11 protein-coding genes are annotated in these 16,598 nt (G+C 66.1%); all 11 read right to left on the bottom strand.

Going from position 1 to position 16,598, the window contains the following annotated elements; genetic code table 11:
• Nucleotides 1-110 precede the first annotated feature (110 nt).
• Nucleotides 111-3,071, bottom strand: a complete 2,961-nt coding sequence (locus LR961_RS00540) for a TonB-dependent receptor (RefSeq protein WP_232146483.1) — start codon at nucleotides 3,069-3,071, stop codon at nucleotides 111-113.
• A 215-nt stretch (nucleotides 3,072-3,286) separates the two neighbouring features.
• Nucleotides 3,287-3,568: a hypothetical protein gene (locus LR961_RS00535; protein ID WP_232146482.1), complete on the bottom strand. Its 282-nt coding sequence runs from the start codon at nucleotides 3,566-3,568 to the stop codon at nucleotides 3,287-3,289.
• 560 nt (nucleotides 3,569-4,128) lie between these two features.
• The gene (locus tag LR961_RS00530; RefSeq protein ID WP_232146481.1) at nucleotides 4,129-5,940 is read right to left on the bottom strand and encodes a DUF885 family protein; all 1,812 of its coding nucleotides are present in this window, start codon (nucleotides 5,938-5,940) and stop codon (nucleotides 4,129-4,131) included.
• Nucleotides 5,941-5,966: 26 nt separating this feature from the next.
• Nucleotides 5,967-8,186, bottom strand: coding sequence for a S9 family peptidase (locus tag LR961_RS00525; protein WP_232149127.1), 2,220 nt, complete (start codon nucleotides 8,184-8,186; stop codon nucleotides 5,967-5,969).
• A 116-nt stretch (nucleotides 8,187-8,302) separates the two neighbouring features.
• Complete coding sequence (locus LR961_RS00520; RefSeq protein WP_232146480.1) at nucleotides 8,303-9,883, bottom strand: APC family permease; 1,581 nt, start codon at nucleotides 9,881-9,883, stop codon at nucleotides 8,303-8,305.
• A gap of 370 nt (nucleotides 9,884-10,253) precedes the next feature.
• Nucleotides 10,254-11,456, bottom strand: a complete 1,203-nt coding sequence (locus LR961_RS00515) for a Xaa-Pro peptidase family protein (RefSeq protein ID WP_232146479.1) — start codon at nucleotides 11,454-11,456, stop codon at nucleotides 10,254-10,256.
• Nucleotides 11,453-13,048 (bottom strand): aldehyde dehydrogenase (NADP(+)), encoded by a 1,596-nt coding sequence (locus LR961_RS00510; RefSeq protein WP_232146478.1) that lies wholly within the window; start codon nucleotides 13,046-13,048, stop codon nucleotides 11,453-11,455. Before LR961_RS00510 ends, LR961_RS00515 begins: the two co-directional genes overlap by 4 nt.
• Before the next feature lie 2 nt (nucleotides 13,049-13,050).
• Entirely contained in the window at nucleotides 13,051-13,953 is a 903-nt protein-coding gene (locus LR961_RS00505; protein WP_232146477.1) for a dihydrodipicolinate synthase family protein, read from the bottom strand.
• The gene (locus tag LR961_RS00500) at nucleotides 13,950-15,254 is read right to left on the bottom strand and encodes an FAD-dependent oxidoreductase (protein WP_232146476.1); all 1,305 of its coding nucleotides are present in this window, start codon (nucleotides 15,252-15,254) and stop codon (nucleotides 13,950-13,952) included. The genes LR961_RS00505 and LR961_RS00500 overlap by 4 nt, the downstream gene beginning before the upstream one ends.
• On the bottom strand, nucleotides 15,247-15,495 hold the full coding sequence (locus LR961_RS00495; protein ID WP_232149126.1) for a (2Fe-2S)-binding protein: 249 nt from the start codon (nucleotides 15,493-15,495) through the stop codon (nucleotides 15,247-15,249). The genes LR961_RS00500 and LR961_RS00495 overlap by 8 nt, the downstream gene beginning before the upstream one ends.
• Complete coding sequence (locus tag LR961_RS00490) at nucleotides 15,492-16,598, bottom strand: FAD-dependent oxidoreductase (RefSeq protein WP_232146475.1); 1,107 nt, start codon at nucleotides 16,596-16,598, stop codon at nucleotides 15,492-15,494. Before LR961_RS00490 ends, LR961_RS00495 begins: the two co-directional genes overlap by 4 nt.

Raw genomic sequence — 16,598 nt, 5'->3', positions numbered from 1 at the left:
CAACCCTACCTCCCCTGATGAACTGCATGCAGCGTCGCGGGCCAACGCGCGGCCGGCCCGACAACGCCCTCCACTGCAAAGCGCCGCACCCGTGGATGCGGCGCCCCGGCTCAGAACTTGACCCGGATGCCGAAGTTGTAGCGGCGCCCCAGCACGTCGTAGACGCCCACATCGGTGTTGGCATCACCGGCCAGCCCGGTGCCCAGGATGGGTGGTTGCTTGTTCAACAGGTTGTCGATGCCGGCGAACAGCTGCACGGTTTCGTTGAAGTCGTAGATCGCGTTGCTGTCCACGTACCACACACGCGGCGCCTTGTTGACCGCGGCGGTCAGGCCCGGGCGCAGGTCGAAGCTGTCGATCATGCGGGTCTGCAGGCGCACCGACAGCGGGCCGCTCTTGTAGCCAACGGTGAAGTTGAGCTTGAAGTCGGGAATCATGATCGCGCCGGTACCGCCACCGCAGCCGCCGCCCATGTAGCCGGCGCAATCCAGCGCCGGCTGGTTGCTGACCACCTGCATGGAGCGCTCGAACAACCAGCTGGTGAGCAGCGTCAACGACATGTTGCCGTCGTTGCCACCGATGCCCCATGGCACGTTGAAGCGGTAGTCGGTCTGGAAGTCCAGGCCGCGTGCCTTGAGCTTGCCGATGTTCTGCAGGGTGGAACGCACATCGTCGATCTGGCCGTTGGGCAGGCGGATGATGGCGCGGCAGGTGGTGGAGTTGGGATCGAGCTGGCTGAAGCAGTCACTGAGCATCTGGTTGGCGCCCAGGCTGGTGATGGCGTCTTCCACGTCCACCTGGAAGTAGTCCACCGCGAAGTTCAGGCCGTCCACCTGCGGCAGGCTGAACACCGCACCGACAGTGAAGGTGTCGGACTTCTCTTCGGTGAGGTTGGGATTGCCGCCGGTGGTGCGCTCGAAGCCCACCGAGCCCTGCGAGAAGTTGGGCAGGTCCGCTGCCGGCACGCCCTGCTGGATGCACAGCTGCTGCTGCGCCGCGCTGGGGTTGGCCGAGGCGGTACACGGATCAACGCCGGAGGTGAAGCCGCGCGCCTGCGGCGAGTACAACTCGTTCAACGACGGCGCGCGGATGGCAACGTTGTATGCGCTGCGGAAACGCATCCAGTCCGTGGGCGACCATTCCAGGCCCACCTTCCAGGTGTTCACGCCACCGATGGTCGAGTAGTCCGAATACCGTGCCGCACCTTCGATGGCCAGGCTCTGAGCGAACCGCGCACCACTGAGCAACGGCACGCGGAACTCGGTGAACACTTCCTTGACGCTGTATTCGCCGGCCATCGGCATCTGCGACACCGCACCGTACTCACCGGCCACGTCCATCGCGCTGGGCTGGAAGGCGTATTCGTCCTTGCGGTACTCGGCACCGAAGGCCATCGCCACCGAGCCGGCCGGCAGGTCGAACAGTGACCCGCTCAGCGTTGCCCCGACCACGTTGCGGTCGAAGGTTTCGGTGTGCGCGCGTTGCGGGGTGAGGAACGCGGCCGAGCCCGGGCTGATCGATTCCAGGCCGAAGATGCTGGCCGGCACGCAGCCGCTGGCCGGGTTCACGCAGACCAGGTTGCCGGCGCTGTCGACGGTGGCGTTGAGCGCCTGCGCCAGGCGTGCCTGGTTGATCATGTTGTTCTGGGTGGTGTCGGTGCGGGTGTGCTGTTCCTGCACGAACGCATCCCAGCGCCACCAGTGGCCACCACCGACTTCGAAGTCTCCGCGCAGACCACCGATCAGATTGCGGCTGACGCGGTCATACGTGTAATAGCGCGGCCCCAGTTCATCGGCACGACGGCCGGCGCCGACGATGCTGGCGGTGCCGTCACCATCGGGATCGAAGATGTGCGCGTTGTCGGTGAAGAACTGCCGCACTGCCGGCAGCAGCACCGGGTTGTTGGCGAAGTTGGGCACCAGCAGCGTCGAGGAGCCCGCGCCGGGTGTCACCGGGGTGAACGAATCCGGGGCCTGCTGATAGCGGTTGGCCGAATCGGAGTAGTACACCTCGGCATAGGCTTCGACCGCATCATTGACCTTGTAGTTGGCCAGCGCGGTGACCTGGGTGCGCTCCAGCGGGCGTTGCAGGTAGTTCATGGCCGCGTAGTTGTAGGCATCCTGCGGGTTGCAGTACGGCAGCGGCGTGCCGTTTTCACCGAAGCGGATGCCGGTCATGGCGCTGCATTCGCCGGCCGGGGTGAGGTTCACGCCGACCAGCGAGCCGAGCTGGCTGCCGCTCAGGCCGATGCGTGTGCCGGGAATGGAGCCCGAGCCACCCGGCACCAGCTTGCCGTCCACCGTATCCAGCGGCACCTTGGAGAAATCACGCGCGCCCTGCAGCACCGGATCGCGGTCGGTACGGCTGAACGAGATGACCGCGTTGCCGCGGTCATCGGCGAAGTTGCCGCCCAGGGTGATGTCGTACTTGTCGTAGGCACCATCACCTTCGGACGTCTGCCCATGCGTGTACGCCGCTTCGATGCCGCTGAAGTTCTTGCGCATGATGAAGTTGACCGCGCCGGCGATGGCATCGGAGCCGTACACGGCAGATGCGCCACCGGTGACGATCTCCACGTTCTCGATGAGGGCATCGGGAATGCTGGCCAGATCGACCACGCCATCGGAGTCGGCCGGCATGAAGCGGCGGCCGTTGACCAGGGTCAGCGTGCGGTTGGCGCCGAGGCCGCGCAGATTGGCGGTCAACACGCCCGAGCCACCGCCGTTGTTGACGCTGGACGTATTACCGGCGGCAAGCTGCGGAAATTCGTTGAGGACGGTTTCAATGGTAGCGCTGCCGGCGGCCTGGATATCCTCGCGGGTCACCATGGTGGTCGGGCTGGGCGCATCCAGGTCGGTGCGGATCAGGCGCGAGCCGGTCACCATCACCGTGTCGAGTTTGACCGCGTCATCGCTGCCGGCACTCTGTGCCATGGCCGGTGCGATCAGCAGCGGGCTTCCCCACAATGCCACCGCCAGGCTGGCGGCGAGCGTTCCGGCACGCGGCAGCGCGGCGGGCCTTGCGGACGTGTGTTGCGTACAACGGGCAGCAGAAGCAGATACGACTGTCATGGTCTCTCTCCCGTGACAAGCTGGCTGAATGCCCCCGGCAATGCGGGGCAGCGTTCAGGACGTCGTTCTGCCGACTTCGTGCGTGAGCCACCAATCCCTTGATCTTCATGCAAGCCGACAGGTGAAACTTCCCTGTCATCCAGTCTGTTTGCTGGCGATGCGGATGGTCTTGTGATTCTTGACGGAATCGGATGCAGATATCCGCACAAACAAGATTATCTATCGCGTTGCTGCCACCCTGCGCTGGTGGTTGTTTGCTTTCGAGCGATTGCGCGGATGCGCATATTTCGCGATTTGATTCCGGCCATCGCTGCGATGATGCGATGCATGACATCGCTATCGAAGCGCGTTGTTTGAATCTTTTCGCTTTCAAACGTGTCGCAATCTGCACAAATCACATTGCAGCAGTTCGTTGTAGGAGCGGCGTAAGCCGCGAAGCTCATGCGGGTTCCGCAATGGTTGCGTTCGCAATCGCTGCGATGATTGCCTGCGGTCATTGGCGCCGGTGAGATCCGTGGCTTCGCGGCTGAAGCCGCTCCTACGGTTGGCAGCACCATATCTTCAGCACACGATCAAACCGCTCCGTTGTAGGAGCGGCTTCAGCCGCGAAGCTGATGCAGGTTCCGGAATCGGTGCGATTCGCAATCGCCGCAATGATTGCCACTCTTCGTTGGCGCCGGTGGCACCGGTGGCTTCGCGGCTTACGCCGCTCCTACGGAAAGGGCGTGCAGTCTGCGGATGAGTCCCGGTTTCACGTGTGCTGCACGGCATTCCCGACGATCGCATCGTTCCGTTGCAGGAGCGGCTTCAGCCGCGAAGCTCGTGGAGGTTCCGTAATCGGTGCGTGCGCAATAGCTGCAATGATTGCCAGCCATCGTTGGCGTCGGTGAGATCGGTGGCTTCGCGGCTGAAGCCGCTCCTACGACGAAGCGACGCGAAGCGCGTGCGTTATCTGCATCACGTCATAGTAGGGTTCCGTTGCATGAACAGGACGATGCGCGTGCGTCGAGAGAAAGCCGCAGGCTGCCTGTTGCGGCAGGCAGCCTGCGGGTCGGCCTCACTCTTCGCCGACAGCACTCTTACCGGTCTTGCGCTCGGCCACAAAACTGCGCACTTCCGACTCCAGCACCGGCAACGGCACCGAGCCCAGGTTGAGGATGGTGTCGTGGAACGGGCGCTGGTCGAACTTCGGCCCCAGCTCGCGCTCGGCCTCGCTGCGCAGGTCACGCATGGTCTTGTAACCGAGGTAGTACGCCGTCGCCTGACCCGGCCATGCGATGTAACGGTCGATCTCGGTCACGATGTCGTGATGCGCCAGCGCGGTGTTTGCGGCGAGATAGTCGATGGCCTGCTGACGAGTCCAGCCGTACTCGTGCAGGCCGGTGTCGATGACCAGGCGAGCCGCGCGCCACATCTCGAAGGTCAACCGGCCGAAGTCGTCGTACGGCGTCTCATAGATGCCCATCAAGGTGCCGAGCCATTCGGTGTACAACCCCCAGCCTTCGCCGTAACCGGAGAAGTAGGTCTGCTGACGGAAGTCCGGGCGTGCCGGTGCTTCCAGCGCCAGCGCCGCCTGGAAGCTGTGGCCCGGCGCGCACTCATGCACCACCAGCGCCGGCAGGTTGTACAACGGCCGCGAGGGCAGGTCGTAGGTGTTGAACAGACACGAATCCAGGCCACCACGGCCGGAGGTGTAGATCGGTGCCACTTCATCGGGCACTGGCAGGATGGTGAAGCGGTAACGCGGCAGCGTACCGACCACGTTCTTCAGCTCGCCATCGACCTTCTTGGCAATCCACGCGGTGTAGGACAGCAGTTCCTTCGGTGTCTTTGCGTAGAACTGCGGATCGGTGCGCAGGAACTGCAGGAACTCCGGGAAGCTGCCCTTGAACCCCGACCGTGCCATCACCTGCCGCATCTCGCCGTTGATGCGCGCCACCTCGGCCAGGCCGATGTCATGCACCTGCTTGGGCGTCATGTCACGGGTCACGAACTCGCGGATCTGGGTCTTGTAGAACGCACGTCCATCGGGCAGGTCGCTGGCGCCGGTGGTGGTACGCGCGCGGGTCAGGTACTGCTCGCGCATGAAGGTGAGCAGGCCGCTGTAGGCCAGCACCACCTTGTCCAGCACCACCTTGCGGCCCTGCTCGCGCAGCTGGCTGCGCGCCGGCTCGGGAATGGAGCTGGGGATGCGGTCGAACATCGCCAGGTACGGGTTTTCCACATCCGCCTTCGTGTAGGGAACGATGGTGTTGTCGCGGCCCTGCACCGACGAGCGAGGCACGCTCCAGCCGCGCTTCAGGCCGGCATCCATGTTGGCGATGTTTTCAGCGAAGTAGCGCGGCATGTCATCCAGGCGGCCGATGAAACGACGCCAGTCGGCCTCGCTCTGGTACGGCTGGCGCGGATTGAGCCCGACCCAGAAGAACGTGTCGCTGTTGAACGGGGCTTCGTAGGTCTTCCACACCGCGCCGTTGTGCAGACCCTCGACGGTGGTGCGGAACACCGCCTCGTTGATCTTCTCCTCGCGCGAGATCTGCGCCTGGTCCAGCGCGTCAAGCTGCTTGAGTACCTGTGCCCAATACTCGGCGCGTCGCTGCCAGGCCTGCGGCGTCTCCGAAGGCAGGTGTGCCGCCGATTGCCAGCGGCCGTCGATCTTCTCGCGGGCGAACTCCTTCTGCCGCCAGTCCCACTCGCTGTTGTACAGATCACGCAGCTTGGCTTCGGTGGCGTTGGCTGGCGGCGCAAGCGCCTGCTTGGTTTCCGGCGACTGGGCCAGGGCGGCCGGCGACATTACCAGCCCCGTGGCAAGGGCGAGCGACAGTGCCAGCACGGAAAGCTTCTGGCGGGTTGGGCGTGCGACAGACATGGTGGAACCTCTCACGGTTGCGTTACCTATCTGGAAGGAGCATCCGGCGCCGCGTTCCAGGCTGGCGTCTGCCGGCCCTGCAGATGACGGATGAAGAAATCGAACTGACGCCGGTGTGCGTAGTCGATGGGCCCGGTGGAACGTCCGACGGTGTGTTCGCCGCCCGGGATGTTGAGCAGGTCGAAATCCTTTCCGGCGCGGACCAGCGCATCCACCACCTGCATGGTCGATGCCGGGTCCACGTTGCTGTCCTGTTCGCCAACGATCAGCAGCAGATCACCCCGCAGGCGATGGGCGTTGTCCACGCCCGAGGCGCGTGCATAGCTTTCATCCACCGGCCAGCCCATCCACTGTTCGTTCCAGCTGATCTTGTCCATGCGGTTGTCGTAGCAGCCGTTCCACGCAACGCCAGCCTTGTAGAAATCCGGCTGGAACAGCAGCGCGCCCAGCGTGCTTTGGCCGCCGGCCGACGCGCCATAGATGCCGACGCGGGAGATGTCATAGGACGCATCACGCGCGGCCAGCGCACGGTGCCAGGCGATGCGGTCGGGGAAGCCGGAGTCGCCCAGGTTCTTCCAGGCCACGTCATGGAAGGCCTTGGAACGATTGGAGGTGCCCATGCCGTCGATCTGCACGACGATGAAGCCCAGGTCGGCAAGCGCCTGCATGCCGATCCCCTTGTCGCCACCACTGTGGTAACCGAACGGCCAGAAGCGCTTGGGCACGAACGAATCATGCGGGCCGGCATAGATGTTTTCGATCACCGGATAGCGCTTGGCCGGGTCGTAATCGCGCGGACGCACGATCAGGCCCCAGATATCGGTTCTGCCATCGCGGCCCTTGGCCACGAAGCTCTCCGGTGCACGCCAGCCGGCCGCGCGCAGCGCATCGATGTTGCCCTGCTCAAGCGTGCGCACCAGGCTGCCATCGGCGCGACGCAGTTCCATCACCGGCGGCAGGTCCACGCGCGAATGCACGTCCACGTACCACTGCCCATCCGGCGACGGCGCGACATCGTGATCGGCGTCGGCGTGGGTGAGGCGTACGGGCTCGCCGCCATCCAGGCTCACCCGGAATGCCTGGCGGAAATACGGATCACGCCTGGCATCCATGCCACTGGCGCTGAACCACACCTCGCGACGCTTGGCATCGATCTTCAACACCTCACGCACCACCCAATCACCCCGGGTGAGTTGCCGCAGCGGTTTGCCGCTGAGGCCGTCGTACAGATACAGATGGCGCCAGCCATCGCGCTCGGACAGCCACAGCACCTGCTTGCCGTCATCGATTTCGTACTGGTACGGACGCCAGGCATCGACGAAGGTGCGGCTGTCTTCATTGACCACGGTACGCGCCTGGCCATCGCCGGCGGCAACTTCGATCAGGCGCACGCGCTGGTGGCCGCGCTGGATGTAATCGAAGGCGAAGCCACGACCATCGGCGCGCCAGCGGATCGGCGAAAGCCGGTAAGGGTTGGCGAACAGCGCGTCATCGATGACGGTCAACTTGCCGTTGGCGACATCGGCCAGCAGCGGCCGTTCGATATCCACCGCGTCACCGGGCTTGGGATACAGCTGCAACTGCACGTTGGGCTGGCCACCACCGGGCGGCGCGGTTTCCACCCGCGTCACCAGTCGCGCGGTGCCAGGCTTTACCCGATAGAACGCAAGCTGCCGCGAATCCGGCGACCAGACGATGCTTTCCGGGTCGTGGAAGTTCTGCGCGTCACCATCGTGCGTGAGCGCGCGCACGCTGCCGTCGGCCACGCGCCGCAGCGCCAGGTTGTAGCCCTGCGCGAACGCCTCCCATTGCCCGTCTGGTGAGCGCTGCGGTGTGGGGTCGGCCGGCACGCGCAGGTCACGCACCACGCCGAAGCCACGCGGGCGCCGCGTAGATGCCGGCTGCGGTGTGCACACATAGGCCTGCAGATCGCAGCGCAGCGACGTGCCTGCCACGTCCAGCAAAGCGATGCTGTGCCCGTCCGCCCGTTCCTCGCTGTAGTCCTCGAACGGCAGCCGCAACGCCTGCTGCGCCTGCCCCGTTGCCGTGGTGATGGCCTGCGCCAGCCGCGCATGATCGAACGCATCCTCGCTTCTGCCCGTGACCGGGTCGGCCAGCAGGAAACGGAAGCCACCCTCCACCGTCTTTCGATAATGGAAGCGGCCATCGTCATGCCAGCGCGCCGGCCACGCCACATCGCGGGTCAGGCCGATCCATTGCTCACGCAGCGCGAGTGAGCGCTGCATGTCCGTGACGGGTGCAGCGTGGCTGGAGGCCGCCAGCAACAGGGCGGCAAGGGCAATCGAGGTTTTCAAGCAGACTCCGGCAGATACAGTGGATCGGGAAAGGTGACGCCGGCAGTTCAGTCCTCTGCTTCGGCCTCATCCTCGTCGAGGTTCAATTCATCGGCGCGCAGGCCACTGCGTGCGGCCCACAGATAGATGCCCAGGGCGATGACCGCCACCACCAGCGAATCCCACGGGTGGCCGACCGCACCGATGCCGCCGAAAGTGCCCAGCCAGGACATCAGCATGATCAGCAGGTAGAACACGATCAGCCACAGCGAGCACTGCACCTGCCGCAACAGGCGCTGGCGGCCTTCGGCCGAGGGCAGCTTGTAGAGCACGTAGGCGGCGAATACCACCACCTGCAGGCCCAGCAGCCAGGACAGCACCTGCCAGCGTGACCAGTACACGATCAACGCGGCGACGATGAACGACACCGGCCCCAGCACGGCGAAGGCACGCACCTTGAACGGCCGTGCCATGCCCGGTGCACTGCGCCGCAGTGCAGCCACCGTCACCGGTGCCACCGCGTAGCTGAGCACCAGCGCCGCCGACACCACGCCGATAAGCTTTTCCCAGGACGGAAACGGAAGCGTCCAGAACACCGACAGGCCGAAGCTGGCCCACAGCGCACGGCGCGGAATGCCGGACTTGGCGTCGATCTTGGTCAGCGACGGCAGGAAGCCACCGCTGCGTGCCCAGCCGTACATCACCCGCGGCGTGGCGTTCATGTAGATGTTGCCGGTGCCACTGGGCGAGACCACCGCATCGGCCACCACCAGAAAGGCGAGCCAGCCCAGGCCCAGCGCCAGTGCGATGTCGCGATACGGCAGTGCGTAGAGCTTGTCGATGCCGGCCCAGCCGTTGGCCAGATGTTCGGCCGGAATCGCGCCCAGGAACGACACCTGCAACAGCACGTAGATCACGGTGGACAGCGCGATGGAAAGGATCAGCGCGATGGGGATGGTCTTCTGCGGCTCACGCACTTCACTGGCCACCGAGACGATCGGCGTCAGGCCCAGGTAGGCGAAGATGATGCCGCCGGTGGAAATGGCCAGCTGCACGCCGGCCGAACCGTTGGGTGCGAAGCCGTGGATGGTCATGTTGTCGCTGTTGAAATGCGTCAACAACAGGACGATCACCAGCAGCGGCACCATGAACTTGAAGATGCTGACGATGTTGTTGGAAATGGCGAAGCTTTTGACGCTGAAGTAGTTCAGCAGGAAGTACAGCACCAGCAGGCCCAACTGCACGGCCCAGCCGAGCAGGCTGGGATCACTGCTGCCGGGTACGTTGAGGCTGGGAAACCACGCCGCCGCATACTGGCGGCTGGCCACGGCCTCGATGGCGATCAGGCTGGAGAAGGCGATCAGGGTGATGAAGCCCATCAACGAGCCGAGCAGCGGCCCGTGCGAGAACTCCGGGTAGCGCACCACGCCGCCGGCACGCGGCAGTGCTGCGCCCAGTTCGCAGTAGACAAGCCCAAGCAGGAACACGGCGAAGCCACCGAACACCCAGGAAAGAATGCCTGCCGGCCCGGCCATGGCCGAGACGTGGCTGGCGGCGAACAGCCAACCGGACCCGAATATCGAGCCAAGCCCGATGAAGGTGAGGTCGGTGAGGCTGAGACTTTTCTTGAACTTGCCTTGTGAAGCCATGGATCACCTGCTGGTAATGAAGACTCTTCGGCGAAGCGGGGGGACTTCGTGCGGGGTACTGCCTCTGCTGCGTGGGGGTGGGGTGAGTGCTGGTTTTCTGTTGCTGTTGCTGTTGTTTTGGCTGTTGTTTTGGCTGTTGTTTTGGTTTTGGTTTTGGTTTTGCTTCTGGCTTTTCCCTTCTCCCGTTTACGGGAGAAGGTGCCCGAAGGGCGGATGAGGGGAGCGCGCAGCGTGTTGTTGCTTGTTGCTCCGCTCCTTGCGTTTCCCTTCTTCGAAGTGGAATCGCGGGCTTCACTTCGGCCGCTTCGTCTTCCCCTCACCCCAACCCCTCTCCCGTAAACGGGAGAGGGGCTCTGTCTCGCTTCGCTCGTCAGGCAAACGGCACATCAATCGCCACCGACGGCGGCGTGAACCACTGCGCGCCGTCTTCGGTGACATGGAAGTGGTCCTCAAGCCGCACACCGAACTTTCCGGGCACCACGATCATCGGCTCGTTGCTCGCGCACATGCCCACCGCCAACGGCGTGCGGTTGCCACGCACCAGGTACGGCGCTTCATGGATGGCCAGTCCGCAGCCATGCCCGGTGCGATGCGGCAGCCCCGGCAAGCGGTAGTCCGGGCCCAACCCTGCGGCCTCAAGCACGCGACGTGCGGCGGCATCCACGTCCTCGCAGGCCACGCCCGGGCGCACTGCATCAAATGCGGCCTGCTGCGCGGCCTTTTCCAGATCCCAGATATGGCGCTGTGCGTCATCGGCCGCGCCCAGTACCCAGGTGCGAGTGATGTCGGAGTGGTAGCCCTGCACGGTGCAGCCGGTATCGATCAGCACCAGCTCGCCTTCGCGCAGGTGCTGCACGCCGGGGATGCCATGCGGAAACGCCGTGGCATGGCCGAACTGGGCAATGCAGAAGGTCGAACCATTGTCAGCACCCAGCGCGCGATGGGCCTCGTCGATGAAGCGCACCAGTTCGTCGGTGCCGATGCCTTCGTGTGCGATGCCCGCCGCCAGCTGGTGCACGAACAGGGTCATGTCACAGGCCTGCTGCATCAGCGCCAGCTCGGCCGGCGACTTGCACAGGCGGCAGCCATCAATGATGGCCGTCGCGTCGGTCACGCGCGTGGCGTCGATGTGCCGGGTCAGGCCGGTGTGGATGACGAAGGCCGCGCCCGGGTCCAGCGCCAGGGTCGTGCCGCCGCGTTCGTGCAGCACCTGCGCTGCCAGTGCATACGGATCTTCGTGCTCTTCCCACAGGCGCTTGTCCACCGGGATGCGCAGCACCGCATCGAGCGAACCTTCCTCGAACACCGGGCACAGCATCACCGGATCGCCCTGCGCGGTGATCAGCAACGCCACCAGCCGTTCGGTGGCGCCCCATGGCACCCCCGCGAAATAGCGCAGCGAGGTGCCGGCGTTCACCAGCAGCGCATCAACGCCCTGCGCCCGCATCAGTGCGCGGGCGTGTTCGACGCGCTGCTGGTACTCGGCGGCGCTGATCGGCGCGGCCTGCGCGCTCCACCGCTGCAAGCGCGCGCGCGCCTGTTCCAGGCTCAGGTGACCGATCTGGCTGCTCATGCCGCGCCTCCCACGTCATCGGTGCTCCATTGCCCGTCTATCAGCCGCCATGCGCGCGCCGGGTTGGCGTCGCGCAACAACGGCGGCAACAGCGCGTCGGGCACGTTGTCGTAGCTGTGCAGGCCGGTGAAGCGACGGATCGCACCGGGCATGCCCACCGAGGTGAAACCCGGATGGCTGGTGGCCGGATACGGACCACCGTGGTTCTGCGCCGGGCTGACCGCCACGCCGGTCGGCATGCGGTCCACGATCAGGCGCCCCACGCGCGGGCGCAGCAGCGGCATCAGCGCGGCGGCGACGCCATCGTCATCGCCGTTGCCTGCGCGGTAGATCGTCGCGGTGAGGTTGCCCTCGAACGCACGGGCGATGGCCAATGCCTGTGCGGCGTCGCGGCTGCGCACCACCAGGCTGACCGGGCCGAAGGCTTCAACCTGCAACGCCTGCGGGTTCTGCAGGAAGCGCTCGCCATCAACTTCAAACAGCTGCGGCTGCACCCACCAGCCATCACGCTTCGGCTCGGGCTGGCCCGCGCAGCGCCATGCACCGGCGTCCTGCAGGGCATGGATGGCGGCATTCAGATGCTGCCTGCCGTCGGCCGAGAACAGCACCTGTGCCGATGCGCCGTCGAAGCGCTTGCACGCTTCGCTCAGGAAGCGGTCGCCGGCTTCGGTGCGCGGCACTACCAGCAGGCCGGGGTTGGTGCAGAACTGGCCGCTGCCCATCGTGCAGGACGCAAAGAACTCCTGCGCCAGCGCGGCACTGCGTTCGGCCAGTGCGCCCTCCAGCAGGAACACCGGGTTGATGCTGGACATCTCGGCGTAGAACGGCACGCCGGCCTTGTCGGCCATGGCCTTGAGCGCGAGCCCGCCGGCGCGACCACCGGTGAAGCCCACGCCGCCGATGGCCGGATTGCCGACCAGCAGTTCGCTGGCCGCGCCTTCCACCCGGTACAGCATCTGGATGGCGGCCGCCGGCAGACCGGACTCCAGCAGCGCCTGGCGCGCGATACGCGCCAGCAACAGGCTGGTGCCCGGATGCAGCGGATGCACCTTGGCGATCACCGGTGCGCGTGCGGCGATGGCCGAGGCGAAATCGCTGCCGGCAATGGCGTTGAAGGCGAACGGAAAATTGTTGGGGCCGAATACGACCACCGGCTTGCTGAGCGGGCCGAACATCGCACGCAGCCCGGTGGCGGTATCGATCACCGGATGCGCCCAGCTCCATTGCCACACCGCACGTGCGGCCTGGCGCAGCTGGCCGGTGGTGCGCGGCAGTTCCACATCGCGCAGGCGCGGCGTTTTCGGCAGGCCGGTTTCGCGGTGGGCGATGTCCACCAGCGCATCGGCGTTGGCTTCGATGGCGTCGGCATAGGCGTCGAGGAAGCCTGCGATGCGCGCCGGGTCGGCGGAGGCCATTGCCTCCGCCGCACCGATTGCCGCAACCAGTGCCTGCTCCACTTCGCGGCGTGAGCTGACCGGGTACAACTCGCCGATCGGCTCGCCGGTGGCCGGATCATGCGCACCCAGTGAGCCGACCGGCTCCACCGAATCACGCCAGCCACCGGCGACAAGGACAGGTTGCAGCTTGCTCATGATTACAGCTCCGGACGGTGCTTGATGGCGTGTTCGATGACTTCCAACGCGGCGGCGCGCTCGGCACCGTCCACCACCAGACGCGGTGCACGCACGCGCTCATCGCCCCAGCCAACGCACTGCTGGGTGAGTTTGATCAGCTGCACGAACTTGGGCACGGTATCCAGGCGCAGCAACGGCAGGAACCAGCTGTACAGGTCCTTCACCGCGTCATAGCCGCCGTCGCGGGCACGCTCGAACAGCGCCACCGATTCATGCGGGAACGCATTGACCTGGCCGGCGATCCAACCGGTGACGCCCATCGCAAGGCCTTCGACGATGGCATCGTCGATGCCGGTCATCAGCACCAGGCGGTCGCCGATCAGTGCCTGGATGTCGGCAAGGCGGCGAATGTCACCGGAGGATTCCTTGACCGCTTCGATCTGCGGCAGCGCGTTGGCCAGCTCGGCGATCTGCGCGGCGGTGAAGTCGGTCTTGTAGGCGATGGGGTTGTTGTACAGCAGGATCGGCAGCTTGGTCGCGGTGGCGATGGCACGGAAGTGGGCGCTCATCTCCTTCCAGTCCGTGGAGTAGGCGTAGGGCGGCAGCACCATCAGGCCACGCGCGCCTTCGGCTTCGCAGGCCTGGGCAAGGCGCACGGCTTCGTCGGTGGAAAGCGCGCCGATGCCCGGAATGACCGGCGCGGTATCGCCCAGTGCCTTGACCAGCGTGCGGACGATGGCGACCTTCTCGTCGAACGAAAGCGTGGCGCTTTCGCCCAGCGATCCCAGCGGCACCACGCCGATGCAGCCGGCTTCGATCTGCCATTGCGCGTGCTTGGCGAGGAAGGCGTGATCGACGCTGCCATCTGCATTGAACGGCGTGGTGAGTGCAGGAATGACGCCCTGCCACATGCTCTTGCTCATTTCATGACTCCTGAGGATGAATCCGTTGGCGTGCCGGCATGCAACGCGGCCAGCACGTTCAACGGAACGGGAAAAACGGGGGGGCGCGAGCCCGTGCGGGGGAGGTCGACGATTTCGGCAAGGGCCGGGCCGCAGATGCGCCCCTGGCACGGCCCCATGCCGCATCGCGTTTTCAACTTGATCGCGCGGGCGTCGTGCATGCCCGCAAGATCGGAAAAACGTACGTCTTCGCAACGACACACCAGGGTGTCGGCATCGGCCAGGCGGCGTACCGCATCGCCCAGGGCGAAGTGCTCGCCCAGCAGCGCGGCGAAGTGCCGGGCACGCGCACGGCGCGGGAACAGGCGGCGTGCCGCCCCGGAGGCGTTTGCCGCCGCCAGCCCGGCGATGGAACCTTCCACCGTCGCACAGTCCACGCCACCGATACCGCAGGCTTCGCCGGCGGCGAAGATGCCGGCAACGCTGGTGCGCTGGAACTCGTCCACGCGCACGGCGGCATGCCGGCCTTGCGCATGCAGGTCACAGGACAGCAACTGCGCCAGCTCGATGTTCGGCACCAGGCCGAAGCCGCAGGCCAGTTGATCGCAGGCGATGGTTTGCGTGCGGTTGCCGCGTTGCAGCTCCACCGCCTCCACCCGCGCATCGCCCAGCGCGCGCAGCACGTGGCTGTCGCAGTGATACGGAACACCGGCCAGCGCGGTACGCAGCTGTACGGCCTGCATCACCTTTGCCGGCCAGCGCCACAGCGCGGCGGCAAAAGCATGCAGTTGCTGGCGCGTGGCCTGCTCATGGATGCCGACCACCTCGGCACCGTGGCGCTTCAAGGTGTACGCACTGGCCAGCAGCAGCGGCCCGGAGCCGGCCAGCACCACACGCCGGCCCTGCATCGGTGCGCCCTGCTTGGCCAGCGCCTGGGCGCCACCGGCACCGGTCACGCCGGGCAGGGTCCAGCCGGGGAACGGCAGCAGCAGTTCGCGCGCGCCGGTGGCCAGCACCAGGTTGCCGTATTCAAGCGTGGCTGCGCCGGCATCGCCGTTGAGCAGCAACTGCCCGCCGCTGGCGGCCACCACTTCATGCCGAGACAGCACCATGGCACCGCTGACCATCACCTGCTCGCGCAAGGCCCGCGCAGCGGCAGGCGCGCCGAAGCGCACGTCATTGCGCCAGATCTGGCCACCGGCCTGCGGCGATGCATCGACGATGACCACGCGCGCGCCCTGCCCTGCGGCGGCAACCGCAGCGGAAAGACCGGCCGGGCCGGCGCCGATGACCGCAACATCACAGCGCAGATGCTCAGCCATGGGTGCTTATCTCCATGGCCTCGGCCACCGGCAACAGGCAGGTGCGCTCCTGCGCGATGCCGTTGACGGTGGCGCGGCATTCAAAGCACACACCCATGCCGCACAACGGTGCGCGGCGCATGCCGGTGCAGGAGGTGCGAGTGGTGCCACCGACATGGGCGATGGCCGCCGCCACGCTGCTGCCGGCCAGCACCGCGACCTGCTGCCCATCGATGCGCAACTTCACCATGGCGCCGGTCATGCCCATGCCGCCACCCTTGCCGGGTCGTACGGGGTGGGGTCGATGGCCGGGGTGTTGCCGTCGATCAGGTCCAGCAGCAGTTGGGCGGTGCCGGTGGACGTGGCAACGCCGAGGCCTTCATGGCCACTGGCAACCCAGACGTTGCGACGCCCGGGCACCGCGCCGATGTAGGGGCGGCCATCGCTGGTGCAGGGACGCTGCCCGGTCCACACGCGGATGACCTTCAATGCGCCCAGAGCGGGCAGGTAGCGCAGCGCGCGCTCGATCATCCTGCGCAGCACATCCGGATTGATGCCGGCATCGTGCTGGCCATGTTCGCGCGAGGAGCCCAGCAGCAGCTGCCCGGTCGGGCGCGGCTGCACATTGAAGGCGACGCTGACATCGTCATGGCCATGCGCGCTGTCGGCATAGCCCAGCTCCAGCACCTGGTGACGCAGGGTGCCGGGATAGCGGTCGGTGATGGCCAGGTGGCCGCGACGCAGGTGCATCGGCAGTTCCGGCAGCAAACGAGGGCTGGCGGTGCCTGCGGCAACCAGCACCGGGCCACCGAGCCGGCTACCATCGTCCAGGTCGACCTGCTCGGCTCCCACCTCGACCACGCGCCGGCCCTGCAACAGACAGGCTCCGGCGGCGACCGCCTGGCGCACCAGCCAGTCGCAGATGCGCGGCGGGTAGACCACTGATTCATCGGGCACCAGCATGCCGCCGAGCAGGTCGTGCGCCAGCCCCGGCTCCAGTTGCCGCAGCGCGTGCGCGTCGATGGCCTCGCTGGCGATGCCGGCAGCGGCCAGGCGCTGCATCTTGCCCGGCACCGCCTGCCACTCGCGTTCGGTGGCCGCCACCCACAAGGTGCCGCAACGGCTGAATTCGGCCTCGGCGATGTCGCGGTACTGCTCCCACAACTGCAGTGAATAACGCGCCAGGGCCAGTTCGGCCGGGTCGTCGTCCATCCGCACCAGATGCCCCATCGATGCGGCCGTGACACCACCGCCGATCACCTCCGGCTCGATGATGGCAACCTTGCGGCCGCGCTGGCTCGCCAGGTACGCACAGTGCGCACCGACGATGCCGGCACCGACAACGATGAGGTCGAAGTGGCGCAT

The sequence above is a fragment of the Stenotrophomonas sp. SY1 genome (assembly GCF_021202945.1).
In the GTDB taxonomy this organism is placed as follows: Bacteria; Pseudomonadota; Gammaproteobacteria; order Xanthomonadales; family Xanthomonadaceae; genus Stenotrophomonas.
This window is presented reverse-complemented; position numbering and strand designations above follow the sequence as displayed.

Coding starts and splice junctions, on each gene's coding strand:
- LR961_RS00540 (WP_232146483.1), bottom strand. CDS start 3,071: ATGACAGTCGTATCTGCTTCTGCTGCCCGTTGTACGCAACACACGTCC.
- LR961_RS00535 (WP_232146482.1), bottom strand. CDS start 3,568: ATGACCGCAGGCAATCATCGCAGCGATTGCGAACGCAACCATTGCGGA.
- LR961_RS00530 (WP_232146481.1), bottom strand. CDS start 5,940: ATGTCTGTCGCACGCCCAACCCGCCAGAAGCTTTCCGTGCTGGCACTG.
- LR961_RS00525 (WP_232149127.1), bottom strand. CDS start 8,186: ATGCAGCGCTCACTCGCGCTGCGTGAGCAATGGATCGGCCTGACCCGC.
- LR961_RS00520 (WP_232146480.1), bottom strand. CDS start 9,883: ATGGCTTCACAAGGCAAGTTCAAGAAAAGTCTCAGCCTCACCGACCTC.
- LR961_RS00515 (WP_232146479.1), bottom strand. CDS start 11,456: ATGAGCAGCCAGATCGGTCACCTGAGCCTGGAACAGGCGCGCGCGCGC.
- LR961_RS00510 (WP_232146478.1), bottom strand. CDS start 13,048: ATGAGCAAGCTGCAACCTGTCCTTGTCGCCGGTGGCTGGCGTGATTCG.
- LR961_RS00505 (WP_232146477.1), bottom strand. CDS start 13,953: ATGAGCAAGAGCATGTGGCAGGGCGTCATTCCTGCACTCACCACGCCG.
- LR961_RS00500 (WP_232146476.1), bottom strand. CDS start 15,254: ATGGCTGAGCATCTGCGCTGTGATGTTGCGGTCATCGGCGCCGGCCCG.
- LR961_RS00495 (WP_232149126.1), bottom strand. CDS start 15,495: ATGACCGGCGCCATGGTGAAGTTGCGCATCGATGGGCAGCAGGTCGCG.
- LR961_RS00490 (WP_232146475.1), bottom strand. CDS start 16,598: ATGCGCCACTTCGACCTCATCGTTGTCGGTGCCGGCATCGTCGGTGCG.